Source organism: Nocardia sp. NPDC051030, from assembly GCF_040683015.1.
Lineage (GTDB): Bacteria > Actinomycetota > Actinomycetes > Mycobacteriales > Mycobacteriaceae > Nocardia.
Window position 1 is genome coordinate 180,558 of the sequence record NZ_JBFBCD010000012.1, and the last position, 26,751, is coordinate 207,308.

A 26,751-nucleotide genomic window follows, 5' to 3' on the forward strand; every position below is an offset into this window, starting at 1 on the left:
GAATCATTGAAGGACACCATGATCGCGGAAACATCCCGAACCGAAATCGACCGCATCATCGCCGCCGCGACCACCGCCGCGGCACAGCTCGCGGTGACCACCCCCGGCGAACGGGCGCGGTGGCTCGACGCTGCCGCCGACGCCTTGGAGAAGGCGGCGGATGAGCTGGTTCCGCTGGCGGCGCGGGAGACTCACCTGCCCGAGCGGCCGCGACTGCGCTCGGAGCTGCTGCGCACCGTCTTTCAGCTCCGCTTGTTCGGGCAGGTACTCACCGACGGTGAATTCCTCGACGCCACCATCGATCACGCCGATCCGGACTGGCCCATGGGCGCGCGCCCGGATATCCGGCGCACGGTGGTGCCGATCGGCCCGGTGCTGGTCTTCACGGCAAGCAACTTCCCCTTCGCGCTCAGTGTCGCCGGGCACGACACCGCCGCCGCGCTGGCAGCCGGTTGCCCCGTGGTGGTGAAGGCGCATCCGGGGCATCCGGAGCTGTCGGTGCGCACGCGCGACATCCTGGTCGAAGCGCTGACCGCGGCGGGTGCGCCGACCGGGACATTCGATCTGCTGTGCGGTGTGGAAGCGGGCCGCACCGCACTACGCCATCCCGACATCGCCGCGGCCTCCTTCACCGGTTCCGAGGCGGGCGGGCGCGCGCTGTTCGATATCGCCAATGCCCGGCCGCGGCCCATCCCCTTCTACGGGGAACTCGGCAGCGTCAACCCGGTGGTCGTCACCCTCGGCGCGGTCAAGGCCCGAGGTCCCGAGCTCGCCGAGGGGTTCGCGAGCTCGTTCACCTTGGGTGCCGGGCAGTTCTGCACCAAACCGGGGCTACTGCTGCTGCCGGAAGGGCACGGGCTCGACGAAACACTGTGTGCCGCAGTCGCCTCCGTGCCAGGTCAAGCAATGCTCAATGAACGGATCACCGACGGTTACCGATCCGGGCGTGAGCAGCTGCGCGAACACCCTGCTGTCACAGTGCTTTCAGAACCTGGACCGGCAGATGACCCGATCCGCCCGACGCTCCTGAAGGTCCGAGCGGACGACTTCATGAAATCGGCGGAGTCGCTGGCCGTCGAATGCTTCGGCCCGGTCTCCCTGATCGTCGAATACGCCGACGAGGCCGAGTTGCGTGCGGTCCTCGGCGTCCTCAAGCCCGGCCTGACCGCCACCGTGCACGCGCAGGAATCCGAATCCGACATGGTGCGAACCCTTTTGCCCGCTCTCACCCGCCTGGCCGGGCGCTTGATCTGGAACGGCTGGCCCACCGGCATCATCCTGTCCTGGGCCCAACACCACGGCGGCCCCTACCCCGCCACCACCGCACCGGTTTTCACCTCCATGGGCACCGCCGCCATCGCACGCTTCCTCCGCCCGGTCGCCTGGCAGGGCTTCCCCGACGCCCTCCTCCTCCCGCCCCTGCGCGAAACCAACCCCTGGCAACTATCCCGCCGCATCAACGGCATCCGCGTCACCCCAGCCGATGGATGATCGGGTAACGACCCCGGATTGCGGTGAATAATGGAGGGGCTCAGGGCAATTACGGATGCCGATGAGCGGAGGATGTTGCGCACGAGGGGCGCTCACTAAAAATTTTGGACGACGCCGAGGAACTCAACTCGGCCCCCAGCTATAGATCCAGGAACTTCCCCGCGTCGCGGCGACCACTCTAACGGCACAGCCCGACAACCACCACTCAATTGCCATCGACAGTGGTGTAAGCCACATGAACGGGGAGTTGCCGGGCCGGGCTACGGCTCCCGTTACCCGCCGTCAACGCCCGCTTCGGCCGGTGCCCCGGAGTCCGGCACCCCCGCGTAGTCGGGGAGCTCGACACCGTTGATCGCGGTCTCGATCAGCTCGGCGAACCATTCGCTCTGGAAGTCGACGATCGGCTCGGCATCGGGCCCGGCGACGTCGCGGCTGCGCGCGTTCAACCGGGCGATCTCCTGATTGGCCTCGACGAAGGCGAGCATTCGCTCCTGGTAGCGGGCGAACCCGATCTCCGGATCCCACCCGGCGGCGGCCAGCTCACCGGCCAGCACGTACGCACCGACCAGGGCCAGCCCGGTGCCCTGCCCCGACATGGGCGACGAGCTGTATGCCGCGTCCCCCAGCAACCCCACCCGTCCGCTCGACCAGCGGTCCATCACCACCTGGGCGACCTGGTCGAGATAGAAGTCCGGAGTGTCGTCCAGGTAGGCGAGGATACCCGGGGTCAACCAGCCGAAGCCGTCCATCCGCTCACGCAGCAGTCGCTTCTGGGCGTCGATGTCGCGGTAATCGAAATCGAGGTCGGTCGAGGGGAAGGAGAACATGGCCATCGCCCGGGTCGCATCCTGAATCGGCCGCAGACCGGCCGAGCGCCCCGACTCCTGATACTCGATCAGCCACTTATCGAGCCCGAACTCGTTCGGCACGCTGTAGAAGGACAGCATGTACCCGAGGTGCCGCACGAACTGCTCATGCGGCCCGAAAACCATTGCACGCAATGCCGAATGCAGCCCGTCTGCCCCGATCACCAGGTCGAATCGCCGCTGATCACCGCCGACGAAAGTCACGTCAACGCCATCCGGATCCTGGGTGAGTTCGGCGATCCGATCCCCGAAGATGTATTCGACACCATCGCGGGTGTCCTCATACAGGACCTTCGACAGGTCCCCACGCAGAATCTCGATCTCCGCAATGAACCCGTCGCCGCCATCATCATCCGCGCGATAGCTCTCCAGCACATTCCCCTCCGCGTCCACGGTGTGCGCGCCGATGGTCTGCGTGCAGGCCGCCCGCACCGCCGTGTCCAGCCCCATCCGCCGAATAACCTCCTTGGTAATCCCGCGCGCATCCACCGCCTGCCCGCCCGGCCGCAACTCGGGAGCCCGCTCCACCACGGTCACCTCAGCCCCCCGCCGCCGCAGCCAATGCGCCAGCGCAGGCCCCGCAATACTCGCTCCCGCCACCAATACTCTGATCCCGCTCACTGTGCCTCCTACACGCTGCCCCGGCTCACCACCAAGGTCATCTACTTCACTATCGGCCTATCCAGAGATGTGGACGCCCCCTCCACCCAAAATTCATCGGCCCCAGCCATCAAGGTCAGAATCGAATGTTCATTGGTGCAGGCATCCGTCGAGAAGCCGGAAGGGTGTCCATTGAGTGATGCCGGTCTCTACTGATGCCTACTGACGTCCGGGTATAGCGGAAGGCTATTGAACACCCCAGGTTGTAGCGACCTGGGGTGTTTCCGGATTTGTGAGATGTTGTGAGGCATAGGCCTCATCCGGCAAGGCTGCTTGAGAACATCGCTTGAGCGCTCGTGCTCTAAATTATGAGCGCTCAATATGGTAGAGTGGCAAACCATGAGCACACCACCCCGGCAGGTCGATATCGCCCGCCGCTCCGGCCGCTCCGTCGCCACCGTGCGGCGCTGGCGCTCCGACCCCGAATCGGTCAGCCCAGAGACCAGAGCAGCCCTCGAGGCCGCCGAGCAGGCCACCGACACGGATACCGAACCGCCCGCGCTGAACCTGCCCAAGTTCCTCACCGACGCAGTGAAGGCGGGCATCATCACCGCCGCCCAGCGCACCGCATTACTCGAATTCACCAAACCCACCACCTGACAAGGAATTCCGAAGACATGTTCACCCTCCGTGCCAAGATCGCTGCTGCCGCACTAGGTCTCGCCCTCATCGGCGGAGCCAGCTACGTGGCCGCCACCAGCTACCAGGCCCCCATGGGCCCGAGCGCCGCCGCGACCACCGAGGCCACTACGACGACGCCGGCCACAACCTCACCCAAGGCGGCGCAAGAGGCGGCGTTCCTGCGGTCACTGAAGATCGCAGGCGGCACCCTCGGCCGGTGGGCGGAAGTCGACCCCGACGGCGCGATCCAGACAGGACAGCAAGTGCGGTACAGCGTCGACATCGCCGCCATTGAGAACCCGGTCAGCATGACGTGGGCGATGATCAAGGCCCGCTTGCAGAACGGCACCTTCGATGCCACCGCGCCGAGGCTGACCAGGGCCGAAACGCACACCTTCGTCCGTGCCGCGCTGGACAAGAACGGCCTCGGTGCCGACATGCTCGTCACCTGTCCGAGCGACCGCAGCCTGCTCATCCAATACAAGAACGCGCCCTGCACGATCGTGACCGGCGCAGCGGCGTAGCCGCAGAAGTTCCACCGAAACCCACTCAATCTCAAAGGAATTAGATAAATAGTGAACGGAATCACCGCCCGCGCACTGCGTTACGTGGCTATCACTGCGCTGGCAATCACGGCAGCCGTCACCGGCGCGGGCATTGCCCAGGCCTCGGCGGGCATGTCCGTCGAGCGTGACATCTACACCAACTACGACACCGGCTTCATGATCACGCTGCAACCGGACCTGGTCGGCGGAACCTGCGTCTACGGCTACGTCCCATCCCGGGGTGCGTCGAACGGGTTCATTACCGGCCGCACCATCATCGGCGCGCGTACCTCGTTCTGGTTCAACCCTGACGATATCGTCCGCACCGACTGCTACGTCCTCGGCCAGGGATACTGAGTCGGAATCCATTGATCGACAACTGAGTACGCGAATCCTCTACCCCCTCAAGGAGTTACCCACATCATGCGAAACATCCTTCTCGACCAGGCTGGCGAACTGCGGTGCGCCTACTGCCGTAGTAGCCAGTTCCAGCACAAGCGCACCACCCGATCCAAGGCCATGGGCGCAGGCGCGGCCGTCACCGCAGGCGTCCCCACCGGCGGTATCGGCCTACTCGCCGGGGCGGGCACCCTGGCCACCGCTAAGAAGATGAAATGCCTGGCGTGCGGGCAGTACAACAAGACCGGCAACGCGAAAACGCTTCCCGCCGAACCTGTCCGTACCGCAGAACAGGGGGGACTGCGCAAGCCTTCCGCTGCCTTCCTGGCTGAGGTGGAGCGCTCCGAGGCCGCGACCACCACGGACGCCCCCTCGAAACCGGCTTCTGTCTGGGCGCATTTCTGGGCAGGCTTCACCGGCAAATCGCTCTGACCCCACCAGCATCTGAATCACCGTAGGCCCCACCAAGGGAAGGGTGGGGCCTTTGTCGTATCCGGCCAAAGGCTACCGGCGTCGGTAAGTTGCTGACCTGCGGGAATTGACGACTAACCCTCAACGCGAAGGTGAGTGGATGACAGCCTCCGGATCTTGAATCCGGACGCTACCAACACTATTCGCGCGTGCGACGCCAATCATTGCAGGTCAGAGGCTGTTTTCGATAGACTTCGTGGGACACGAAGTAGTGCAGGAGGGGTGAGAGCGGGGAAGAGAGCCCCGGCCTAACAGCTGAACCTTCGGCCCTTCGCGGTCCACGTCGGCCCGCCCGAGGACGGTCACGCTGGTGATCGGGTCTGCTACTGCACCGCATTGCTAGCCCTCCAGACCGAGGACTCCCGCGAAACGTACCGGGACTGGATTGCGCCCCTGGTCGACTGGCGCGGCAACGAACCACTGAAAGCCCTGAAAGCCAGAGACCTGATCACCTGTTCTACGACGGCAACGACTGGTGGTACCTGGAGCAGGCGGCGGAAGCGCTATCCGCTGCATTTGTGAGGATTTGTGAGATGTCCGCGCCTGCTCCGGCATCATTGCCGCAGGTCGTGAGCGGTGAGCCTGTCTACAACGTCAGCCGTGGAGACTAACGTCGAGAACCTCCCTGCACCACTGAACACTCAATTCGGCCGGGCGCGAGGTGGGTGTTGGTGAAGATCAGCATGCAGTGGCTGTGGCATCGGCCGAGTAGGCCTCTCCGCCAGTGCTTGCTCGTGGCGAAGTCGGGGTTGCGCGGGGAGACTGAGGCGTAGCGCCGGATTCGTTTTCAGGAGAGCATGCGATGGCAAATAATGGACCCTTTGGTTTTGACCCGGAAGATGTTGAACGTGCCTTGCGGGAGGCTGGGATCGATGTGCGGGATCTGGTCGCCAAGGCCAGCGAATATATCGACCGCACCAGCGCGAATCCGCTGGCTTCCCTCTTCTCCCAGTTCGTTCAGCCGGAGCGGCCGCGCGCAGCGAAACCGGAGAGTGAAACCACCGGTGAAACAGGGAGCGGCGTGTGGGTGATCTTCACTGTCGACGACGACGGTGGGGCCCGCATCGACCAGGTCTTCCCCAGCGAGCTGGAAGCCCTACGCGCACACCGCGACAACACCGATGATCGCCGCCGAGTCCGCTTCCTCCCCTACGGCGTACCGGCCAGCGTCCTGGACCCGACCACCCTGGGTAAGCCCGACCAGGCGGCGGATTAATGCGTGGTGAACGCCTCGACGGTCTCGTACCGTGGGATCGATGGTGAGGAGATCTCCGCAGGAGAAGAAGCAGCTGAGTTACGCCAAGGACGGCCGCAATATCTACGGCGAGAACGATAAGGCGTCACGGAAGAACCTGCCGCGCAAGCGGGCTCGCGTGCATCGCGCCAACCGGCATAAGGCCCATGAGGATCTGCTGAATGCAATCGGGCCGGTCGACAGTGAGATGTCCGATACCGCCGAACAGCGACTGCGCGGGCGTCGACCGAAAGCATTTCGGAAGATGCCCGACATGCCGTTGGGCCGGTATCTGATTCGGAAGTCCGGCGTCTGCTCAGACCACGCTCGGCAGAGTGTCAGCTGCCGGGTATGTGGTCACTGGATGCCATAGACGGTTTGCGCCTGGACCACGGGCCCGCTCACATGAACCTATTCAGCCCGGAGGATTCGCGCACGAGAGACGGATGGCGGCGGTTCCGAGGGTGTAAGGCAGGGGGCGGGAGGGAGTCAGTCGTGCGCCGCGAACGGTGAGATTACCGACTGTGCCGATGATTCGGGCGAGGACGGTCTGTGCGAGGAGCATGGCGAGGTGGCGGCCGGGGCAGTTCTGCGGACCGTGGCTGAAGAAGTTGAATGACCAGTCGTCGCCAGCGGTACCACTGACCCACTCGTGTGGCGCGAAGCGGTCGGCGTAGGGGATGCGGGCGCGGTCGCGGTGGTTGAAGACGTTGTAGATGAGGATCTGGCTTCCGGCCGGAAGTACCGCCCCACTGGGGAATTCGACATCGTCGGCGCTTTCGCGGCCGAACATGGGGGTGGTGGGCCATAGGCGCATGGCTTCGTAGATCGATCCGGCCAGGTGACCCGAGGATGCGATGCCGGAGGCAGCGTCGCCATCGATCCGGGAGACCTCGTCTCGAACCTGGCGTAGTTGCTCGGGATGCGCGATGAGAGCGGCGAGGGCACGGAAGGCATTGACGGCCAGCGTGTCTCCCATCGCGAACATCCAGTGCACCAGCTGTCCGGCGGGTTCCGTGGCGCTCAGCGGCGGTGCGGTGGCTATCAAGGCGGCCAGGCTTTCGCCCGGCGGCGATGTCAGATAGCGCTCGATGTGCGCGATGAACTCGGGATAGCGAGGTGCCGGTGCACCGGGCAGCCGATTCCCTGCGGCCATGAGAGCTTCGAGGAGTTCCGACAATGCGGTGTCATCGGCGGCGGGGGCGCCGAATATCACTCGGCGTGTGATCCGCTGGAACGCCTGGTGGAACTCCTTCCAGCACAGTGTGTTTCCGCCACTTCGAGCCAGGAGAAGATCGGTTTCCGCATTGGCGATCTCGACGAAACGACCGGCGAGACGGTGGACGGGATGCCCGGTGTCGAGAATCGAGTCCGCGAATCGGCGGCGTTCCTGCCATAGCGTGCCACGGCTGAGCGTCAGGGCCTCGGGCTGGAAGGCGGCCATGCCCGCGCGTTTGCTCCCGGGATCCGAAGCGAACGGGTCCGGCGACCGTTCCAGGACGAATCGGAGGTCCTCGGGGTGATGAACGAGTAAGACCTCGTCGCGGCCGACGCGTAGCCGGAACGGAGCGGGACCGTACTTGTGGACGAGCTTTTCGACGAGGCGATAGCCGCGGCGGTCGGCACCGCATGCAGCCGCAATACGCGCCGGGATCGGCCGCTCCACGAACAATCCCGAAGCCACGCGCGGGATTCCGATCCGGGTGGTGAATCGGATTCCTTCCAGTGCGGAGGCGCGGGGGAATTCTCGCACCGCCATATCAGCCTTTCGGCCAGGGCGCGAATATCCGATCGACACTGCCGATGACGGGCCTGAGTTCCGGATAGTGGCGCAGCAGTACGTCTTTCATATCATTATCATTCACCCAGTCGTAGCCCACCTTGGTGTACACCTCGGGCCGGAAGTCGCCAGTGAAGAACCGGTCGCTCTTCAAGCGTCGCGACGCCATGAGGACGAAGATGCGGAATGCGGTGTCGGAGAAGCCGAATCCCTTCGGCGGCTGCTCGGCCTGCAACCCGATCTGCAGATCGACACTGTCGACGTCGCCGTGGTAGATCTCGTCGATCTCCTTGGCCCACTGGGTATTCGGTGTGATCTCGGCAATGCTTCGACGTCGCGGCATGCGCAGCATCTCACGGAAGTCGTTGTATCGGGGCACTCCTCGTTCGCGATCGCGGATGATATCGAGGGTCGCGAGGTCGGTGATCTGTCCGTCGACGCGGGCCAGGGTGCGCAGCGAGTTGGGGTAGTTGTGCAGGCAGACCGCGCCGGCGTCGCCCAATCCGAAGGAATACCACAGGTCGCCCATCTCCACGCGGTCCATGAAGTCGCGGGTATGCCGACCCTGCAACTCGGTGAAGACGCGGTGTTCGAGGAATTGTCCCGAATCGAGGGAGTAGAAGTCCCAGTCGTCGGCGATCAGCGGATGCATGCGATAGACGGAGACGAATTCCTCGGTGAGCGAGAACGGCACGTCGTGGTGGTCGGTGTGCGATCCGATAATGCCTGACAGGGCTTCGTTGTCGCCGACCCGGCCGATCTTGGCCTTGAACTGTTTGCCCAGTCCCCCATACCAATTGGCCTTCATGGCGAACTGGAGTGCCGGGTGGCGGCAGATGCAGGTCGTCCATTCCACGGTGTGGATCTTGGCGATCAATGCGGAGACGACGAGGACGCCGAGTTCGAACAGCCGCTGGTCGCCGAGATTCGGATACTCGCGTTTCAGGGCGTCGCATACCGTGTTGTGCTCGCGCGCGAACAGCGTGTGCAGCAATCCGACGCCGACCCACCAATTTTCCCGCATACCCGTGAGATCGATGCCGGAGACATCACTCTCGGGCAATCGCCCATCGTCGCCGACCTTCACCTTGCCGTCCACGAAGGTGCGGATCTCCCGTTGCCGCTCCACCCCGCTGCCATAGATCTGCGAGCCGTCCCACCAATGCGTCTCATGGTTCGCGAAAACCGGTGCGGGACAACCATCGCGGATCTCACCGTGCAGCGGGATGGTGCTGCGGATCCGCATCGGGTTCTCCGGGAAGTCGTCGCCGTCGCGCAGCGGAATGTCGATCGTCCGCTCCGGCACTCCATCGCCGTGAAAGAACCAGTTGTGGTTCTCGAACTGCAACCAGGCGGCGGCGAGCGAGTTGATGATTCCGGCTGGTTTGAACACATCGCGTGCCATCAGCTCACGGCTGATCACCCGGGGATCGGGATCCAGCAGCCGTGCGGTGTGAGTGACCGTGCCGCGTGCCGGGGCATTGCGCCCGAATCCCGTTCCCTTGGCCCCCATGAACGGGCAGGACAGGTCGTTCCATGTCCCATCCGGGGTACGCGCCCGCTTCGCCTGCTCCGGCGGTTCACCGGGCTCCGACTCGGGCCGTATCCACTCGGACTCGAACAGATTGTTCTCCCGCAAGGCATCGCGTTCATGCACAAGATCCAGCACTTGCAAAGGCAACAAGGGCTTTTCATGCCATTGACGACTCATCGCACACCGTCACTGACCATTGCAGTCCGGCCCGAACACTTGCGCCGGCTCGGAAGCATCGGCGCTGATCGACGACGGCCACGGCGGGCCGACCGCGTTCACCGCATTGCGCGCCGCCTCATCACGGTTCGCACCGGCAGCCCCCGCGAACCGGTCCCCTCGAAACGCGATCGCCCCACACCCATCCATATAGCGGAACGCGATCGAGCAAGTGCCGACCCCGCACTCCGTGATAGCCCGCCCGTCGGCACCCGCCTGATTCGGAAAGTTCCAGGCGGATCCGATCTGATACGACCCATCCGGTTGCAGGGCCGAAATCGCGTACGCCCCGTACATATGCCCATCCGGCCCCGGCTCCGCCGACGCCGGGCCACCCCCCACAGCCACGAATGCGGCAACCGACACCACCGCCGCGAACCCCCGAAGAATCGTTCCCACAACTGCCATCACAGTGCTCCTTGATCGCCGTCTCACGTCAAACGGGATGCAGTGCCACGCGACAACAAACGCCACCACCAATGAGTTAGCTCACCAATAGCCAGCCGTCATATCCGTACGCACGGTACCTCTCACCACCCCCAGAAGTCCCGACAATCCAGACAATCGCCCACCGACCGGCCGTTTCATCAGCCCGGCGACCGGAAGCCTGTGCAAAGGAGCGACCAGGACTCCTGACCTATAGGGAGGAGGCTGTTCTCATACCGGCGGTTGAGGGTGCCGGACACACGCTCACCCTCAGGAGCGATTGACCCGAATGCCCTGCTAGAGGTCCACTTTCAGGTATGACTGAGTTCTTGTCGACAGGGGCGCGTCGCATGCGGCGGGCACGGGAACGCCGAGTGACCGCGGGGATCGGCGGCGCGGGACTGATGCTCGCGATGTCGGTGTTCCTGACCGGCTGCGGAGGTTCACCCGACGCCGTTCGCCCACAATCGGCCGATATCGATCGAGGTCGGCTCGCGCACGCCGAACATCTGCGCACGTTCTCCACCGAGGACGTGGCGGCGGAACTCGCGAACGAGGAATTCGATACGGGCGCGGTGCGATTCGGTGTCGACACGTATCGGCTGGTCTATGAGACGGTCGATCCCACCGGCGGGGTCACGACCGCCAGCGGTTTGCTGGCACTACCCAGCAACGGCGTAGCCGACCTGACGGCAGTGGCATTCGAGCACGGCACCATGGCCACCAAGGCCTTCGGCCCGTCGGTCTCCGACCACGGTGGCGAGCTGGCCGCAACGATCACCTACGCGAGCGCCGGGTTCGCCGGGGTCACGCCCGATTACCTGGGCCTGGGGCTTGGGCCGGGCCCGCACCCCTACATGGATGTGCCTTCCGCAACCACTGCGTCACTGGACATGTTGCGCGCGGCACGAACCTATGTCACCGGTGTCGGCCGAACGCTACGACCCGAGGTCGATATCACCGGCTTCTCCCAGGGCGGACCGGCGGCCATGGATTTGGCCCGAACCATTCAAGGCGGCGCAGACAACGGCTTCCGAGCCGCCGCGGTAGCCGCGATCAGCGGCCCATTCGACCTGACCACCGCCGAATTCCCTGCACTGCTGAGCAATTCGCTGGACCCAACCTCTGCCGTCTTCTACTCGGCCTATTTCCTGGTCGCCTGGAATCGCCTACACCACCTATACCAATCCCCCAATGAAGTCTTCCAACCCCCCTACGACCAAACCGTGGAGCAATTATTCGACGGCTCCCACACCGAACAAGACATCGTCGAAAATCTCCCCACAACCCTCGACGCCCTACTAACCCCCCACGCCATAGACATGCTCCGCAACCCAACCGGCGAGTTAGCCACCGCCGTCCAAATCGCCAACGGCACCTGCCGCGACTGGACCCCCCAAATGCCAATCCGCCTGTACACAGGCAGCAAGGACCGCGACGTCATCCCGGACAACAGCGCCCACTGCCAAACCTCACTACGTGAACACACCCCAGATGCGCAGCTCATCGACATCGGCGACGTCAACCACATGGATTCCGGCCGAAAGGGAACCGCCGCAGCAGTCCGCTGGTTCACCGAACTGGTCGCTTCGAAGTAATGCCACATCCCCCGCTTGGGCTTTCAGGCGGGCCAGTGGTGGTCGCCCGGCAGCTGTCACCCCACGGGATCTTCGCCTCGTTCGATGACCAGGTAGAACAGATTTGGGGATCCGTAACTACCTACTCGCAAGGGAATGCTCATGGGCTCACGGCGTGACTATTACCGAGATCCGAATGCGCCCAAGGCGAACAGTCTGGTGCCGGGAGGTTCCGCGCTGGTCGTGGACGAGCACGGCGCGATTCTCATGCAGCGCCGAAGCGATTCCGGGAACTGGAGTTTTCCTGGTGGCGTGATGGACATCGGAGAGACGTTGGAGCAGTGCGTGATCCGCGAGACGAAGGAAGAAACAGGGCTCGAGATCGAGATCACCGGACTACTCGGGATCTACACCGACCCGGAACACATCATCGAGTACCAAGACGGTGAGATTCGGCAGGAATTCAACATCACCTACTACGGCCGTATCATCGGCGGGCGGATCGAAGTCAGCGACGAGTCGACCTCGGTCAGGTTTCTCGCGCTGGATGAGCTGGCCGAGTTGCCGGTGCATGACACGGTGCGGCTGCGCCTTCGGCACCACGCCGAGAACCGGGAACAGCCTTACCTGGGCTAGGTGGTGAACGATTCCAGCGAGTCTCTGCTGAACAGCGGCAACTGGGATGAGTAGGTGTCGATGTCGCTGTTCAGACTGCGCAGGCATCGCACGCAGGTCACATCCGCGCGGGTTGGCTGCAATGCTGAGGGAGACCAACCGGCGACGCCGGTGTGGCATAACAACTCTGGCACTTCCTCGGCACCGATCCACTGGCCGAGGCTCACCGCGTGAACGGTGCGTCCGTTGCGGACGATGGCGTGGACACCGGGGTCACCGAACTTCTCCCGGGCGGACGCGGCCAGAGGGGCGATATCGGTCATGAAGTGGACAATACGGACTCACTATGACACGGCGAGGGGGGTGGATTCTGGGGACGGGAGTTGGGGGACCGAGGCGACCAGGCGGCGGGTGTAGGCGTGTTGGGGGGCTGTGAGTACTGCGTTGGCGTCGCCGGATTCGACTATGTGGCCGTCTTTCATGACTAGGACTCGGTCGGCGATGTGGTGGATTACGCCGAGGTTGTGGGAGATGAGTAGGAGGGCGGTGCCGAATTCTGATTGTAGGTCGGCGAGTAGGTCGAGGATTTGGGCTTGGATGGAGACGTCCAGGGCGGAGACTGGTTCGTCGGCGACGATCAGGGCTGGGCGGGGGGCCAGGGCGCGGGCTATGGCTACTCGTTGTCGTTGGCCGCCGGAGAGGGTGCGGGGGTGGCGGTTCAGGAGGTCACGGGTGAGGTGGACTGCGTCGAGTGTTTCTCGGACTCGGGCTGCTCGGGCGCTGCCGCGGATGCCTACCGTGTCCAGGCTCTCGCCGATCACGCGTTCCACGGTGTAGCGCGGATCGAAGGAGCTCAATGGATCTTGGGCGATCAGTTGGGCGGTGCCGCGGTGGGGGCGCAGGTCTCTGTCGGAGAGTTCGGACCATGGTTCGCCATCGACGATTGCGCGGCCGGAGGTCGGCGAGATGAGGCTCAGGGCGAGGCGGGCGGTGGTCGTCTTGCCGGAACCGGACTCGCCGACTATTCCGAGGGTCTCGCCTGCGAAAAGGTCGAAGTTGACGTCGTGGACCACGGTTCGGGCGGCCGTTCCGGAGCCGTATGTTTTACGAAGGTTCTGGACCGACAATACGATTCGGGTTTCATCCACCCTGCGTGGCGGCAGTGGCCGGTCCTGAAGTTCGTCGGCCGGATCCTCGGGGATCGACAGTCTCTTGCCGCGCGAGGCGGCAGAGGGAACGGCGGCGAGCAGTCTCCTCGTGTAGGAATGCGTTGGGCGCGTGAGTACATCCCGCGTATCCCCCTGTTCGACGACCTCACCGTTCTTCATGACCAGCACGCGGTCCGCCAATTCCGCCACCACCGCAAGATCGTGGCTGATCAGCAGGAGGGCGTTTCCCGCCTCCTTACGTTGCCGCAGCAAATCCAGAATCTGTTGCTGGACAGTCACATCGAGCGCCGTGGTCGGCTCGTCGGCGATGATCAATCGAGGATCGCCCGCAATGGCCGTCGCGATCAACACTCGCTGCCGGAGGCCGCCGGACAGCTCATGGGGATACTGCCCCAGCCGCTTTTCGGGCTCCGGGAATCCCACCGATTCGAGCAGGTCCACGCTGCGCGCGGCGAGGGCACGTCCCCGCAGGCCGGTCAGCGCCCGCTGGGCCTCGGCCAACTGCTGACCGACCGATCGCAGCGGATCGAGGGAGACGAGCGCATCCTGCAGGACGAAGCCGATATCGGTGCCACGAATCCGCCGCCACTGACGCTCGCGAAACGCACGCGCATCCTGCCCGAAGAGGTCGAACCGATCCGCGCGAACGACCGCGCCGGAGCCGGACAAACCGACGAGAGTGCGTGCGGTGACCGACTTTCCGGATCCCGACTCACCGACGAGCGCGACAGTCTCACCCGCTTCGATCCGCAGATCGATGCCCTTCACGACCTCACCCGCACCCGCCTTCGACGGAAAGCCGACGCGGAGATTCGTGATCGATACGAGGCTCATCCCCGAGGCCTTCCGTCGTAGTGTCGTTGCCATTGCCGCCCAAGGGAACTCACGGCGATCACCGTGGCGGTGACCGCCACTCCGGGCAACACGGCAATCCACCAGGCATTGCGCAGATAATTGCGGCCCTCGGAAAGCATTGCGCCCCATTCCGGTGCGGGCGGTTTGGGCCCCATCCCCAGGAAGCTGAGGCCCGCCGCACCGAGGATCGCGGTGCCGAGGCCGATGGTCGCGAGGATCGGCACCTGCGCCACCGCATGCGGAAGAATATGCCGACGCACCAATGTCATTCGGGTAAGCCCGAAAGTGCGCGCCTGCTCGACATAGCCGGTCTCGCGGATAACGAGCGTCTGCGCCCGCACCATCCGAGCGAACCGGGGAATCGACGCGATACCCAGCGCGAAGATCAGATTCACGGTTCCCGGTCCGGTGAACGAGATCAATACCAAGGCCAGCAGCAGATCCGGGAATGAGGAGACGACATCGAGGAATCGGGTGACCAACTCGTCAAGCAGTCCCCGGGCCAGCCCGGAGACCAAGCCCAGCAAGGTGCCGACGATGACCGCGATGACGGTGGCCGTCACCCCGATGAACAGCGAATACCGGGCTCCGTACACGACACGGGTGAAAACGTCCCGCCCGAGATGGTCAGTGCCGAACCAGTGCTGCGCGCTCGGCTCGAGTTGTGCGGCAAGGGGATCCGCGGTGAGCGGGTCGCTTCCGGTCAGCAGCGAGGGCGCGATCACGGCAATCGCGATCACCACCAGGATGAGCGTCGCGGCGGCCACACCGGGTGCGATCCGCACCCGCGCGGCCACCCGTCCGGCAAGGTCACCGGCACGACCGATCGTCGTCATCGCGACCGTCCTTCCCGAGAGCCGGTGCGCAGCCGCGGGTCCAGCCACAGATAGAGCAGGTCGACAATCGTGCTGATCACGACGTACACGAGCGCGGACAGGATAGCCACGGCCAATACGACCGGAAGGTCCTGCGCCAGTACCGCATTGACGGTCAATCTGCCGAGTCCCGGTCGCCCGAAGACCGCTTCGGTGATCACGGCACCGCCGAGCAGACCGCCGACCAGCCACCCGGTCAAGGTCACCGCCGGGAGCGCCGCATGCCGCAATCCGTGACGCAGACGCAGCGCGCTCTCGCTCACCGACCATGATTTCACGGTCAGTGCGAACGGTTCCTCGAGCGCTCGCTCCAAGCCGTCCCGCAGCACCTGAGAGATGACCGCGCCGAGCGACAGCCCGAGCGTGAGCGCCGGAAGCACAAGTGCCGCAGCACCTTTGTTCCCCGACACCGGAAATATCTTCAGATTGAAGCTGAAGACGGACAACAGCACGATCCCCAGCCAGAAGGTCGGCGTCGAAACGAGCGCCAACTCGACCGTGTTCGCGAGTGCCCGCGATCGTCGTCGCTGTGCGGTGGTGGTCGCGACCACGACCGCGAAGATCAAGGCAACCAGCAGGGCGGCCGCGGTGAGTTCCAGCGTCGGCCCGGCCTGTGAGCGGAGTATGTCGGACACCGGCTGCTGCAGGACGTAGGAACGCCCGAAATCGCCGTGCGCCGAATGCCACAGGTAGCGGAAGTACTGCACGACAACCGGGCTGTCCAGGCCCCATTCGGCGCGAATGGCCGCCTCGACCTCCGGTGTCCGCTGCTGTTCGCCCAGCAATACGTCGACCGTATCGCCGGGCGCGAGCCGAACGCTGATGAAGGCCAGCGTCGCGGCTCCCCACAGCACGCTCAGCGCCGAGAGTAACCGGAGCAGGACGCGCAGCCAGATCCCGCGGCTTGGCTCGGTCTGGGCGTCCGCGACCAGTTCCACCTGCTCGGGTGCGGTGGCTTCGAGCGTCATCCCCACCGCCCCCGTTTCCTCGGCGCACCCGAGCCGAGCGTGCTATCCACGATCGACCCAGACGTCGTAGGCGCTCTCCGGGAACTGTTTGAAGGGACGGAATCCCGCACCGTGCACCCGCGCGGCGGCAGCGATCTGGTCCTCGGGTTCGTACAGCGGAAACGCATAAGCCTTGTCGGAGAGCACATATCGCTGCAATTGCGAATACTGTCCGGCGCGCGCACCGGTATCGACGGTCGTGGCGGCAGCGGTGAGCCATCGAGTCAGTTCGGGATCCGATGCGCGGCTGTAGTTCAGCGTTCCACCCGAATCCGCCGGGTACCAATGGTTTTCGATATCAATGCCGCCGGTGATGGTGTCATTATTGGCGATCGATCCGAAGGTCCCGCTCTTGCGGCGCTCGGCATAGGTGCCCGCATCGACCAGGGAAATCTCGAGATCGATTCCGGCATTCTGTTTGGCCTGGGCCTGGATCGCCTGCAAGAGCACATCGCGCTGATCCCGGAGAGTGGACTGCGCCTGGACCACATCGATGGTCAAACGGTGCCCGTCCTTGGTGCGAAATCCCTTGTCATCACGCGCAGTCCAGCCCGCCTCATCGAGCAACCGGTTCGCGGCCTTCGTATCGCCGCCGTAGGAGCGCTCGATGCTCCTGTCGTAGAACTCCGAATCGGCGGACGAGACGATGCCCCATGCGCGAGTGCGCTGGCCGCGGTAGATCGACTTCAGCACCGCATCGACATCGACGGAATTGATCAGTGCCTTGCGCACCTTCTCCTCGGCGGCCGGACCATAGGTGGAGTTCAAGTACAGGGCGTAAGGGCTGCCCGCATCCGGTGCGTGCTGATAGGTGAATTCGCCGTTGTCCTGGAACAATCCGGCGTCATTTCCGGAGATTCCTTCGATGACGTCGACCTGTCCGGAGGTCAGCGCGCCGGTGCGCACGGACGACTCGGGCAGGAATCGGTAGGTGACCTCATCCAGGTACGCGGGACCCTGATGCTTCGCATTCTGTGGGGCCCAGTTGTATTCCGGATTCTTCCGGAAGTGGATTTCCTGACCCTTGACATAGCGGTCCAGAATGAACGGCCCCGTGCCCGCGATCTCCGGGCCACCGGCCTTCAACTGCGGCGAATCGAAGGCGGCCGGAGACAGAATCTCCTGCGAGGAGGCGAAGTCGAGAAAGGGCGCGTACACGTTCTTCAGCGTGAAGACCACGGTTCGCTCGTCCCGCGCCGTCACGGTGGCGAGACTGGAAATGCGCCAAGCCGACCAACCGCCGGTATACGTCGTGTCCTGGAGCGTGGTGAAGTTCCGGGCCACCGCGTTCGCGGTCAACGGCACGCCGTCGGTGAATCGCACTCCCTCACGCAGGGTGAAGGTGTAGGTCAGCGCGTCCGGGGACACCTCGTAGCCCGAGGCCAGCCACGGCACATACTTACCGTCCTCGGTCCGCGACAGCAGAGACTCGAAGGTGTTGCGCAGCAACAGTCTCGTCTTGCCTTGACCATTGAGGTGCGGATTCAGCGTGGTCGGCTCCGTTTCCACGCCCCAGGTCAGCGATCCCCCGCTGGTCGGCTGTGCCGATTCGCGTGCCGTGGTGTCGGTGCCACCGCACGCGGTCAGCAGTAGCGCCCCCGCCATGAGGGCCATTGCCAGTCGCCGTTTCCGCATCACCGCGCGGCGCTCCTATCCTCGATGAGAAAAATTGGTTGATCAGTGGTGACGACCGCGCCCTCGACCGCGCTCACCGTGACGATTCCCGGATGGGTCGCGGTGAGCTCGTGCTCCATTTTCATGGCCTCGACCACGCCGAGCAGTTGGCCCTTCTCGACGTGCGCGCCGGATTCGACATGGAGTCGAACGATGGTGCCGGGCATGGGAGAACGGATCTCGGGGCCCGCGGCGCTGCTGCCGAACGAGCGGTACTCCGCGTACCGGACCTCCCTCGAGACACCGGCCACCTGGCAGATCCACGCCTCACCCTGGCGTCGGACCGTGCAGGGTGTGGAGTCCACCTCGATCGTCTCGTCGGTGGTTCGCACGCAGACCGCCCCAGGGTCCGCCGGGTCGGCTCGGACCAGAACCGCCTCGCCGTCGTAGCCATTGACGCGAATGGTGAACGGGCGGCCGTCGACCGAGAGATCGATACTGCCGAGATCGTGATCGGCAGGGTCGAGCCATGCGCGATCACCGATCGGCGCACCCGCCGACCACGGGGTCGCGCGGTCGGGTGCGGTCAGTACGGCCGCAACTGCGAAGGCGCTCAACAGATCTGGATCCGCGAATTCCACCGCTGGGTCGATCCGGTCCAGATAAGCGGTGTCGTGCTCGGCCGCCGCGACAACCGGCGACGCGAGAACGTGTGCGGCAAAGCCAAGATTCGTCGAAATGCCGGTCCATCGCAGCTCGGCGCAGGCATTGCGGGCGGCGGCGAGAGCCTCGGCCCGCGTGGCGCCGGTTGCGACGAGTTTGGCGATCATGGGGTCGAATCCGCCGGTGACATGGAGGCTTTGAGTGAACGCTCGCTCGATGCGGACGTCCGGCCAGTGGGTCACCGTGAGTTCCCCCGGGCACGGCAGGAAGGACCGGAACGGGTCCTCGGCATACACGCGAACCTGCACCGAGGCACCTGTGTATCCGATCTCCTCCTGCACGGCGGGCAGTGGCTCTCCCGACGCGACGCGCAACTGCCAGTCCACCAGGTCGACGCCGGTGATCTCCTCCGTAACGGTGTGCTCGACCTGAAGACGCGTATTCATCTCGATGAAGAAGAACTCGTCACCGACCAACAGGAACTCGAAAGTGCCCGCGCCGACATAATTCAGCGCCTTCGTGCCGCGCACCGCGGCGTCGAATATCTTCCGGCGGACGGCATCGGGAATCCGCGGGGCAGGTGCTTCCTCGATCACCTTCTGGTGTCGTCGCTGTAACGAGCAGTCGCGATCGAACAGGTGCACGGCATGGCCGAATTCATCACCGAATACCTGGATTTCGATATGGCGCGCGTGCTCGACATAGCGTTCCAGATGCAGGCGGCCATCGGCGAAGGCGGCCGTCGCGGTCCGGCTCGCCGAGGCCAGCGCCTCCCGCAGGCCGTCGCGGGAGCGAACGACCGACATGCCCTTACCACCGCCGCCACCGGCCGGTTTGACGATCAGGGGGTACCCGATATCGTCGGCCGCGCGGATCAGGGCATCGAGATCGTCGGTCGCCTCCCGGGTGCCGGGCAGTACCGGAACACCCGCGTCGGCCATGACGCGCAGGGCCGATGCCTTATCGGCCATGGTCTCGATCACCCGGGAGCTCGGGCCCACGAAAACCAGTCCGGCAGACCGGACAGCACGTGCGAAGCCCGCGTTCTCGGAGAGGAATCCGTAGCCCGGATGCACTGCGTCGCAACCGGTTTCGGTGGCCGCACGCACCAGCGCGGCGGCATCGAGGTGACTGCTCGCGGCGGGCAATCGCACCGTCGCCACCGCACCCTCGTGATAGGTCAGCTCGCGGTCCTCATCGACACTCACGGTCACGTAGTCGATGCCGAGGCGGTCGCACGTGCGGGCAATACGCGCGGCGACCTCACCTCGATTCGCGATGAGCAGCGTCGAGATCACAGCCGGAACACCCCGAACGTGCCCGCGGCTGACTGCGGCCGATCCCATCGTTCATGCGCCAGCGACAGGCACTGCGCGAGCCAGGTCCGCGTGTCCTCGGGCTCGACGACCGCATCGACCCACATGCGCGCGGCGATATAGGCCGGATGCGATTGCCGTTCGAAGCTGTCGATGATCGGCTGTTTGATCGCCGCTTCCTCCTCGGCGCTGAGCTCCTTGCCCTCGCGACGCAACCGGTCCCGCCGCAGGATCGCCATGACCGAGGCGGCCTGCTCGCCACCGACCCCGGTGGAGCGGGCGTTCGGCCACATGGCCATGAACTGGCCGCCCATCGACCGCCCGGACATGGCGAAATTGGCCGCTCCGAAGCTTCCGCCGATGACCAGCGAAATCTTGGGCACGGTGGCGCAGGAGACGGCGTTCACCATTTTCGCGCCGTGCTTCGCGATGCCCTCGCGCTCGTATTGCTCGCCGACCATGAAGCCACTCACGTTGTGTACGAACAGAAGTGGAATGCGGCGCTGGTTGCAGATCTGAATGAAGTTCGTCGCCTTGAGGGCGCTGTCGGGGAAGATCACGCCCTGATTCGCGACGATTCCCACCTCATATCCGGCGATCCGGGCGGTCGCGCACACGATCGTGATGCCGTAATCACGGCGGTACTCGACCCACGACGAGGCATCGACGACACAGCGCAGAATCGCGCGGACGTCCATCTCCTTCTTGGTGGTGGCCGGTATCAAACTCGGCAGCAGCGCCGGATCGTCGGCCGGTTCGAGGGCCGCGAACGCGGGCGGGCGCACCGAATCTCCGGGCGTGCGGGCGACGATATCCCGGACCATGGCCAGCGCTTCGGCCTCGTTCATCGCCAGGTGATCGGCCACGGCGGTTTCCCGTACATGCAGGTCCGCGCCGCCCAGGGTCTGCGCGTCGACCTTGATGCCGGTGGCGGCCTCGACCAATTGCGGTCCGCCGAGGAAGACGGTGCTGAGGTCCTTCACCATGACGGTTTCGTCGCTCATCGCGGGGATGTACGCGCCACCCGCGGTGCAGATTCCGAGCACTGCGGAGATCTGGGGCAGCCCCAGCGCCGACATTTCCGCGATATTGCGGAACATCTTCCCCAGATGCTCTTCATCGGGGAATATCTCCTCCTGCAATGGAAGATAGATGCCGCCCGAATCCGCGAGATAGACGCAGGGCAAACGGTATTCGCGGGCCAGTTTCTGCCCGCGCAGATGCTTCTTGACGGTGAGCGGGTAGAAGGTCCCACCTTTGACGTGCGGGTCATTCGCGAACACCATGACCGGTCGGCCGTGAATAGTGCCGATTCCGACAATGAGCGCGGCCGCGGGCAAATCGGTGTCGTACACGCCGTGTGCGGCCAGCCGACCGATCTCCAGGAATGGTGTGCCGGGATCGAGGATTCGGTTCACACGTTCGCGCACAGGGAGTTTGGCGTCACCCGGCCGTCGTCGCGGTGCCACGATATCGGCGGTGTGATCGCGAAGCAGGGTGCGTTGCGCTTCGAATCCGGTATTGCGCTCCACGGTGACGGTCATGCGGGCAACTCCGCTCGGTCCTGGTGCGCGGCGAGGCTCGCGTTCACCGTGTCGGCGAATCGGCGAATGGTGTCGGGCTCGAGGTCGGCCCGCAGCATCAGGCGCAGGCCCGCGCTGCCGCGACGGATGATCGGGAAGAAGATGGGCGAGGTGTAGAAGCCCGCGTTCAGCATGTCCCGCGCCACGGCGATGGTGGCGTCCTCCTGGCCGATGCTCACGAAGCGGATGGGAAACCCGTCACCGGCGAGTTCGGTATCGACGAGGGAGTCGAACAGGCGAATCCGCTCCTGGAGTGCGATCTGTAGTCGATCGACCGTGCCGTCATCGTGCAGATCGCAGGACGCGATGACCGCGCCGAGCCCGGCCGTATTGATCCGCTGCGACCACATCAATGGCCCGCTCGTGCGCAGCAGCGTATTCCTGAGCGAATCGTCTCCGGCGGCCCCGAAGAAGATGACGCCGCCACTGGCCCCGAAACCCTTATTGAGCGAGGCGATTACCAGCGTCCGATCCCGCCAGCCTTCGTGCGCGCCCAGAACGTATCCGCGACCCCGCTGCCCGAGCGTCGAAATACCGTGCGCCTCATCGAAATACAGGAACAGCCCATACTCGTCCTGGAGCCGGAACAGCTCGGCCAAGGGCGCTCCCCCGCCCGTGCTGTACACGCCGTCGGCCACGTAGGCGACGTGAGAATGCTTGCGGCACAACTCCTCCAGCGCCGCGATGTCATTGTGTTCGATCGTTGTCAGCTCGGTCTCGTCCGCGACCAGCGGTTTCATCGCATTCAGGCAGAAGTGCGCGTTCTTGTCGAAGACGACCAGCGGCGCGTGTCCGCCGGTGAGCTCCCCGGAGGCGAGCAGCGGCAAGGTCGCCCATGCCGCCGCGGCACAGGACGATACGGTGACGGCCTGCGCGCCGAACGTGTCCGTCAGGCGCTGCTCGGCCTCATCCAGGAGCGAGAGCCGAATGCGCATGCGGGAGATGGACGAATTGACCGTCGCGGTTTCGTCGAGCCCGCGGTGCGCCCCCGCGATGATCCGTGGATCGCTGTCCAGACCGAGATACGAGTACGAAGAGAAATTGACGATCGTGCGACCGTCACGGCCGTGGACGTGCCCGTCGCGCATATCCGTGGCGACGATATCGACCAGTCCGTGCGCGGCACTGTCATCCCAGAAGGAGTTGCTGAACTGCAACTGTTTGCGGATATTAGCGAATTGATGAGTGACCATACCCTCTATTCCTTTATCAGCGGTGCGCGTCAATCTGTCGATTCGGGCTTGGTTGCGGGTCCTTCCGGCGTCCGCGCGATGAGTACGTTCACGGCCGCGAGCGCTGTAATCGCGATCGACCAGCCGACCAGGCCGGTGAGTGCGGGCCCAGCGAAGGAGGCGACCCCCGCCAGGCCCTGCTGGATCAGCGCGCACCAGGAGACCGCGATGGCGGCACCGGAGACCAGGTGGCTGACCGCGTGCGCCGCACTGTTCGGGAACAGGGTCGCCTGCCCGAAAGTCGTTGTGACATAACCTGCGAGAAAGATAGGAAGCGCGATCGCCCGAGGCAGATCCAGCGCCCAGACCACGGTGATGAGCGCGCATCCGGCGAGCATGATCCAGGCACCCTGACGAATCATGGTGCGCGCTCCCACGCGCCGAACCGCCCGCCGCACATAGGTCGCACCCGCCAGGTACGCCGCGCCATACAAGACGCCGAACAGGCCGAACAGCCACGGCGGCAAGGCGAATCGGTCGGAGAAGATGAACGCGGACTTCTGCTGGATCATCACGATGACGGCGAACCCGATCCCACCGGCGACCGCACTGGTCATGAAGATGCGGTCTCGGATCAGCCGGCGCGCGATGCCCTTGCCCGTCGAATTCGAGGTAGGCCGCGGGAGCGACAGGCGCAGCGCGAAGAACACCGGCACCGCGGCCAGCACGGCCAGCACGGCGAACCCGTAGCGCCACCCGACCGTCGAAGTAATCACGCCACCGAGCACCTGCCCGCCGCCGAGCGCCACGACGAACGCCATCGACAACAGGGAAAGCTGGCGCGCGAGTTCGGCACCCGTGAACAGGTCCTTGACCATCATCCGTCCGACAACGGCGATACCGCCCGCACCGATGGCCTGCACAACCCGCAGGCTCAGCAACTCCGGCGCATTCGTGATCAGCGACAGACCCGCGCTGGCTAGGATGAAACACACCCCGGCCGCGACAAAGGCAGGCACCCGCCCGAACCGCTCGGCCGCCCGCCCCCACGCGACAACCGGCAGCGCGGCGAACACGACGAATACGGCAACGGACAGCTGCAATGTCCGGTCACTCGCACCGATATCGGCGCCCAGCGCGGGCATGCTCGGAAGATAAATAGTGGTCGCCATTTGCGCGACGACCACCGCACTACACGCGGTAACGACAACGGCCCGGCGCCCTACCGTCGAGGACGCGACTTCGCCTGATTCCTGCTGAACAGTCAAATTCACTCCCCTACACCCAATACACGCACGTCGCAATTCGCCCGACAGCCCTGCATATCGGCGAAGGACACCGGCAGCATCGTTCGACCGGATTTCGAACGGGTATAGAAGTACCGCAGTTGGACGCGGCAGCACGACAGTTAGAATCGCCTTGATTCTTCTGGAAGACATCACGCAGAACTGGAACCTGTTCTGCCACAAGCACATCGGTGCACCACGCCACACCTTCGACGCGGCGGAGGAGCGGGAAGGAGCGCAGGCTCAGAGCGGGCGTCGACCCCACACGGTGACGAAAGCATCGGGGCTATCAAAGAATGTGGGTTCGTCGAGGAGGGCGACACCCGCGGCCAGATCCTCGGCAGCGAGGAGCCCGAGTTCGACCATGTGCGGACCGACCTGGGCGAAGAACAGACGCCAGAAGCTGTCCGCCGGGCCACCGGCGCCGACGATGGTCGCATCGATCGACATCCCGACATCGGCGAACCCGGCCTCGGCGACCGTGCGGGCGAGCCCCTGCCGACCCCATAGCGGATCACCGCCGTGAGCGGCCATGAGCTCCCAGAACGCATTCATCAGCACTCGCCAGTGCGGATAGGGCGAGGACGACGCGGTGAATCCCGAGGGATCGGTGGCCACCAGCCAGCCACCCGGAGCGAGCCAGGACAGGCACCGGGCCACCAGCCCCGCCCTCTCGGGCAGATGCATCAGTAATGCCCGCGTATGGATCAGTTCAAACGATTGCGGCGCGAATTCACCTGTCCGCGCGTCGAATTCGCACACCTCGAGGTTCCGCTCGGGAGTCAGGAACCTCGTGTCGATATCCGCCGCGATCACGTGGCCGTCCACGCAGCGCCCAGCGAGCCACCGCGCGACCGCTCCCGCACCAGCGCCGACATCCAGACATCGCCAGTGGGATTCGACGCCGGTGCGCTCGAGTGCGGCGGTCGTCACCGGCTCCAGATACTCTTCGAGCAACCGCAGGCGCTGCAACTCTGTCGGTATCTCATGACTGAGGGCGCTGACACTGTAAGTCTTCGCGGTCATGCATCTCAGTATGCGGCGCCGATCACCACGATTTCAGGCCCTGAATGAACCGGCCAATTGCGAACGATGAGGTTGTCTGAATAGCCGCAGTTCAGATGCGATATTCCCTTCTCTGCGTTGATCATTCGCGGTACAATTAGCACATGAGTTCGAATGAGGAAGCGTTCACCACACCGGAGGCCGGTCAGCTGGCCGACGCGGTGGACGCCCTGTTCGAAGCCTCGCTGACGGCCGTGCCGGAGTCTGGGATCGCCGCGTTGCTGCGTGAGATCGAAACCAGCACACGCCGGTTGGCCGCGCTCGGGCATCGCTTGCTCGTCGAGGTGTGTGAGCGCTCGATCCCGCAACGCGTGGGCGCGGGAAGCCCGGTGCGGTACCTCGAGGAAACGCTGCTGCTCTCGCACGCGGATGCGGTGGCGCGGGTGAAGGCCGCCAAGCAGCTCGGCACCTGGCACGACGTCGGTGGACAGGCGTTGGATGCGGTGCTGGCGCACACGGCGAAAGCCCAAGCCGCCGGGGAGATCTCCGCTGATCACGCGCGCGTCATCGCGAAGATCACCGACCGGATCCCGAATGGCGTGTCGCGCGAGGATCGGGAGGCGGCCGAGCAGATCCTGGTCGAACTCGCACGCTCGGCGACCCCGGATGATCTGCCCAAGGCGGGTGAGCGCATCATCGCGCATTTGGATCCGGACGGGACGCTCACCGACGACACCGATCGCGCGCGGATGCGCGGTGTGGTGCTCGGTCGCCAGCGTGCGGATGGCATGTCCCCTATCAAGGGCGAGATCACCCCGATGTTGCGGGCGTTGCTCGATCCGGTGCTGGCCAAGCTGGCGCGCCCGGGCATGTGCAACCCCGACGATCCGCAGAGTCCGTGGACCGCTGATGATTCGGTGACGCGCGAGCAGGTCGAGGAGGCCGCCGCGCGGGACAATCGGTCGGTGGCGCAGCGTAATCACGATGCACTGCAAGCCTTCCTGCGCCCGGAGATGGGCCCCGACAACTTGGGCAGCCATCGCGGTCTGCCGGTGTCGGCGATCTTCACGATGAGTGTGGCCGAACTGGATCAGGCCGCCGGGGTGGTCACCACGGCTTCGGGTGGCACGGTGTCCATTCCGGAAGCGTTGAAGCTGGCGGAGAAAGCACTCCCGGTGCTGGCGCTGTTCGATCACCAAGGTATGCCGCTGCATTTGGGACGCGGGAAGCGCCTCGCCAACGCGGCACAACGCCTCGCACTCATCGCCGCCGAGCGCGGATGCACCCGCCCCGGCTGCAATGCCCCCGCCACCCTCGCCGCCGTGCATCACATCACCGAGTGGGCCGAGGGCGGCACCACCGACATCGAAAACCTCACTCTCGCTTGCGATCACTGCCACGCCCTGGTCAGCGATGGCCCCGGCGGCTGGCGGACCGTGAAACTGGGCGGGGATTCCGACTTCCCAGGCCGCACCGGATGGATCGCGCCCACCCATATCAACCCGACAGGGATACCCCGGGTGAACCTCCGCCACCACTCCAAAGAGTTGATCACCCAGGCTCGGTCGCGGATCCGGGCGCGGGAGGAGCGGGATGCATTGCGGCATCGCCGGTGGCTAGCCACCCGCGCCCACGCCCCCGTGGCCGCCGCCTTCTAACGATTCGTCACCGGCCCAGGGGCAGTCCTTCCAACACTGTCGGTCCAGCCCACGACACGACCTTTCGATCCGAAATCACTTCTCTCTCTTTAAATTCTTGTGTCAAACTTGCT

Annotated in this window: 24 protein-coding genes; 10 read left to right on the top strand and 14 right to left on the bottom strand. The window is 64.8% G+C overall.

What is annotated here, in order from left to right:
• Positions 1-18: 18 nt before the first annotated feature.
• Positions 19-1,491 (top strand): aldehyde dehydrogenase (NADP(+)), encoded by a 1,473-nt coding sequence (locus AB0N05_RS34850; protein WP_364702134.1) that lies wholly within the window; start codon positions 19-21, stop codon positions 1,489-1,491.
• A 272-nt stretch (positions 1,492-1,763) separates the two neighbouring features.
• Here the strand turns inward: AB0N05_RS34850 and AB0N05_RS34855 are convergent, their stop codons facing one another.
• Entirely contained in the window at positions 1,764-2,978 is a 1,215-nt protein-coding gene (locus AB0N05_RS34855) for an FAD-dependent monooxygenase (protein ID WP_364702137.1), read from the bottom strand.
• A 378-nt stretch (positions 2,979-3,356) separates the two neighbouring features.
• Between AB0N05_RS34855 and AB0N05_RS34860 the strand changes: the two genes are divergently transcribed.
• The 6 genes from AB0N05_RS34860 (at position 3,357) to AB0N05_RS34885 (ending at position 6,660) form a co-directional block, all read left to right on the top strand.
• Complete coding sequence (locus AB0N05_RS34860) at positions 3,357-3,617, top strand: hypothetical protein (protein WP_364702140.1); 261 nt, start codon at positions 3,357-3,359, stop codon at positions 3,615-3,617.
• Between the two features lie 17 nt (positions 3,618-3,634).
• Positions 3,635-4,162 (top strand): hypothetical protein, encoded by a 528-nt coding sequence (locus AB0N05_RS34865; RefSeq protein WP_364702143.1) that lies wholly within the window; start codon positions 3,635-3,637, stop codon positions 4,160-4,162.
• Between the two features lie 51 nt (positions 4,163-4,213).
• Entirely contained in the window at positions 4,214-4,540 is a 327-nt protein-coding gene (locus tag AB0N05_RS34870; protein WP_364702146.1) for a hypothetical protein, read from the top strand.
• A gap of 66 nt (positions 4,541-4,606) precedes the next feature.
• Positions 4,607-5,014 (top strand): hypothetical protein, encoded by a 408-nt coding sequence (locus AB0N05_RS34875; protein WP_364702149.1) that lies wholly within the window; start codon positions 4,607-4,609, stop codon positions 5,012-5,014.
• A gap of 841 nt (positions 5,015-5,855) precedes the next feature.
• Positions 5,856-6,269, top strand: coding sequence for a hypothetical protein (locus AB0N05_RS34880; RefSeq protein WP_364702152.1), 414 nt, complete (start codon positions 5,856-5,858; stop codon positions 6,267-6,269).
• Positions 6,270-6,309: 40 nt separating this feature from the next.
• Entirely contained in the window at positions 6,310-6,660 is a 351-nt protein-coding gene (locus tag AB0N05_RS34885; RefSeq protein ID WP_364702155.1) for a hypothetical protein, read from the top strand.
• Between the two features lie 42 nt (positions 6,661-6,702).
• Here AB0N05_RS34885 and AB0N05_RS34890 read toward each other — a convergent pair whose 3' ends face one another.
• From AB0N05_RS34890 to AB0N05_RS34900, 3 genes are read right to left on the bottom strand one after another with little or no spacing between them, the layout of a single operon-like run.
• The gene (locus tag AB0N05_RS34890; RefSeq protein WP_364702158.1) at positions 6,703-8,040 is read right to left on the bottom strand and encodes a cytochrome P450; all 1,338 of its coding nucleotides are present in this window, start codon (positions 8,038-8,040) and stop codon (positions 6,703-6,705) included.
• 7 nt (positions 8,041-8,047) lie between these two features.
• On the bottom strand, positions 8,048-9,736 hold the full coding sequence (locus AB0N05_RS34895) for a peroxidase family protein (protein ID WP_364702161.1): 1,689 nt from the start codon (positions 9,734-9,736) through the stop codon (positions 8,048-8,050).
• 51 nt (positions 9,737-9,787) lie between these two features.
• Positions 9,788-10,225 (bottom strand): DUF4189 domain-containing protein, encoded by a 438-nt coding sequence (locus AB0N05_RS34900; RefSeq protein ID WP_364702163.1) that lies wholly within the window; start codon positions 10,223-10,225, stop codon positions 9,788-9,790.
• 335 nt (positions 10,226-10,560) lie between these two features.
• On the opposite strand from AB0N05_RS34900, the gene AB0N05_RS34905 reads away from it, so the two are divergent.
• Positions 10,561-11,841: a hypothetical protein gene (locus tag AB0N05_RS34905; RefSeq protein WP_364702165.1), complete on the top strand. Its 1,281-nt coding sequence runs from the start codon at positions 10,561-10,563 to the stop codon at positions 11,839-11,841.
• A 222-nt stretch (positions 11,842-12,063) separates the two neighbouring features.
• Positions 12,064-12,456, top strand: coding sequence for an NUDIX domain-containing protein (locus AB0N05_RS34910; protein ID WP_364702167.1), 393 nt, complete (start codon positions 12,064-12,066; stop codon positions 12,454-12,456).
• On the opposite strand, the gene AB0N05_RS34915 is transcribed toward AB0N05_RS34910, so the two are convergent.
• Genes AB0N05_RS34915 through AB0N05_RS34960 form a run of 10 tightly spaced genes read right to left on the bottom strand, consistent with a single transcriptional unit; the run spans position 12,453 to position 25,001 of the window.
• Positions 12,453-12,758: a hypothetical protein gene (locus AB0N05_RS34915; protein ID WP_364702170.1), complete on the bottom strand. Its 306-nt coding sequence runs from the start codon at positions 12,756-12,758 to the stop codon at positions 12,453-12,455. The two genes, AB0N05_RS34910 and AB0N05_RS34915, sit on opposite strands and share 4 nt — an antisense overlap.
• Before the next feature lie 21 nt (positions 12,759-12,779).
• Complete coding sequence (locus AB0N05_RS34920; protein ID WP_364702172.1) at positions 12,780-14,438, bottom strand: ABC transporter ATP-binding protein; 1,659 nt, start codon at positions 14,436-14,438, stop codon at positions 12,780-12,782.
• The gene (locus AB0N05_RS34925; protein ID WP_364702175.1) at positions 14,435-15,295 is read right to left on the bottom strand and encodes an ABC transporter permease; all 861 of its coding nucleotides are present in this window, start codon (positions 15,293-15,295) and stop codon (positions 14,435-14,437) included. Before AB0N05_RS34925 ends, AB0N05_RS34920 begins: the two co-directional genes overlap by 4 nt.
• The gene (locus tag AB0N05_RS34930; RefSeq protein ID WP_364702178.1) at positions 15,292-16,302 is read right to left on the bottom strand and encodes an ABC transporter permease; all 1,011 of its coding nucleotides are present in this window, start codon (positions 16,300-16,302) and stop codon (positions 15,292-15,294) included. The genes AB0N05_RS34925 and AB0N05_RS34930 overlap by 4 nt, the downstream gene beginning before the upstream one ends.
• Positions 16,303-16,344: 42 nt before the next feature.
• Complete coding sequence (locus tag AB0N05_RS34935; protein ID WP_364702181.1) at positions 16,345-17,976, bottom strand: ABC transporter substrate-binding protein; 1,632 nt, start codon at positions 17,974-17,976, stop codon at positions 16,345-16,347.
• Positions 17,976-19,916 carry a biotin carboxylase N-terminal domain-containing protein gene (locus AB0N05_RS34940; RefSeq protein ID WP_364702184.1) on the bottom strand — a complete coding sequence of 647 codons (1,941 nt, stop codon included), beginning with the start codon at positions 19,914-19,916 and terminating at the stop codon, positions 17,976-17,978. The genes AB0N05_RS34935 and AB0N05_RS34940 overlap by 1 nt, the downstream gene beginning before the upstream one ends.
• Complete coding sequence (locus tag AB0N05_RS34945) at positions 19,913-21,478, bottom strand: carboxyl transferase domain-containing protein (RefSeq protein ID WP_364702186.1); 1,566 nt, start codon at positions 21,476-21,478, stop codon at positions 19,913-19,915. The genes AB0N05_RS34940 and AB0N05_RS34945 overlap by 4 nt, the downstream gene beginning before the upstream one ends.
• Positions 21,475-22,710 carry an aminotransferase class I/II-fold pyridoxal phosphate-dependent enzyme gene (locus AB0N05_RS34950; protein WP_364702189.1) on the bottom strand — a complete coding sequence of 412 codons (1,236 nt, stop codon included), beginning with the start codon at positions 22,708-22,710 and terminating at the stop codon, positions 21,475-21,477. Before AB0N05_RS34950 ends, AB0N05_RS34945 begins: the two co-directional genes overlap by 4 nt.
• Positions 22,711-22,739: 29 nt before the next feature.
• Entirely contained in the window at positions 22,740-24,164 is a 1,425-nt protein-coding gene (locus AB0N05_RS34955) for an MFS transporter (protein WP_364702192.1), read from the bottom strand.
• Positions 24,165-24,218: 54 nt separating this feature from the next.
• Positions 24,219-25,001: a methyltransferase domain-containing protein gene (locus tag AB0N05_RS34960; protein ID WP_364702194.1), complete on the bottom strand. Its 783-nt coding sequence runs from the start codon at positions 24,999-25,001 to the stop codon at positions 24,219-24,221.
• 143 nt (positions 25,002-25,144) lie between these two features.
• Here AB0N05_RS34960 and AB0N05_RS34965 point away from each other — a divergent pair, with 143 nt between their 5' ends.
• Positions 25,145-26,638 carry a DUF222 domain-containing protein gene (locus tag AB0N05_RS34965; RefSeq protein ID WP_364702197.1) on the top strand — a complete coding sequence of 498 codons (1,494 nt, stop codon included), beginning with the start codon at positions 25,145-25,147 and terminating at the stop codon, positions 26,636-26,638.
• Positions 26,639-26,751: the final 113 nt, after the last annotated feature.

Bases quoted from the DNA above. Each gene is read 5' to 3' on its own strand.
- AB0N05_RS34850 (WP_364702134.1), top strand. From the start codon at position 19: ATGATCGCGGAAACATCCCGAACCGAAATCGACCGCATCATCGCCGCC.
- AB0N05_RS34960 (WP_364702194.1), bottom strand. From the start codon at position 25,001: ATGACCGCGAAGACTTACAGTGTCAGCGCCCTCAGTCATGAGATACCG.
- AB0N05_RS34945 (WP_364702186.1), bottom strand. From the start codon at position 21,478: ATGACCGTCACCGTGGAGCGCAATACCGGATTCGAAGCGCAACGCACC.
- AB0N05_RS34880 (WP_364702152.1), top strand. From the start codon at position 5,856: ATGGCAAATAATGGACCCTTTGGTTTTGACCCGGAAGATGTTGAACGT.
- AB0N05_RS34860 (WP_364702140.1), top strand. From the start codon at position 3,357: ATGAGCACACCACCCCGGCAGGTCGATATCGCCCGCCGCTCCGGCCGC.
- AB0N05_RS34920 (WP_364702172.1), bottom strand. From the start codon at position 14,438: ATGAGCCTCGTATCGATCACGAATCTCCGCGTCGGCTTTCCGTCGAAG.
- AB0N05_RS34885 (WP_364702155.1), top strand. From the start codon at position 6,310: ATGGTGAGGAGATCTCCGCAGGAGAAGAAGCAGCTGAGTTACGCCAAG.
- AB0N05_RS34900 (WP_364702163.1), bottom strand. From the start codon at position 10,225: ATGGCAGTTGTGGGAACGATTCTTCGGGGGTTCGCGGCGGTGGTGTCG.
- AB0N05_RS34865 (WP_364702143.1), top strand. From the start codon at position 3,635: ATGTTCACCCTCCGTGCCAAGATCGCTGCTGCCGCACTAGGTCTCGCC.
- AB0N05_RS34905 (WP_364702165.1), top strand. From the start codon at position 10,561: ATGACTGAGTTCTTGTCGACAGGGGCGCGTCGCATGCGGCGGGCACGG.
- AB0N05_RS34925 (WP_364702175.1), bottom strand. From the start codon at position 15,295: ATGACGACGATCGGTCGTGCCGGTGACCTTGCCGGACGGGTGGCCGCG.
- AB0N05_RS34965 (WP_364702197.1), top strand. From the start codon at position 25,145: ATGAGTTCGAATGAGGAAGCGTTCACCACACCGGAGGCCGGTCAGCTG.
- AB0N05_RS34915 (WP_364702170.1), bottom strand. From the start codon at position 12,758: ATGACCGATATCGCCCCTCTGGCCGCGTCCGCCCGGGAGAAGTTCGGT.
- AB0N05_RS34955 (WP_364702192.1), bottom strand. From the start codon at position 24,164: ATGTGCTTGTGGCAGAACAGGTTCCAGTTCTGCGTGATGTCTTCCAGA.
- AB0N05_RS34930 (WP_364702178.1), bottom strand. From the start codon at position 16,302: ATGACGCTCGAAGCCACCGCACCCGAGCAGGTGGAACTGGTCGCGGAC.
- AB0N05_RS34935 (WP_364702181.1), bottom strand. From the start codon at position 17,976: ATGCGGAAACGGCGACTGGCAATGGCCCTCATGGCGGGGGCGCTACTG.
- AB0N05_RS34875 (WP_364702149.1), top strand. From the start codon at position 4,607: ATGCGAAACATCCTTCTCGACCAGGCTGGCGAACTGCGGTGCGCCTAC.
- AB0N05_RS34950 (WP_364702189.1), bottom strand. From the start codon at position 22,710: ATGGTCACTCATCAATTCGCTAATATCCGCAAACAGTTGCAGTTCAGC.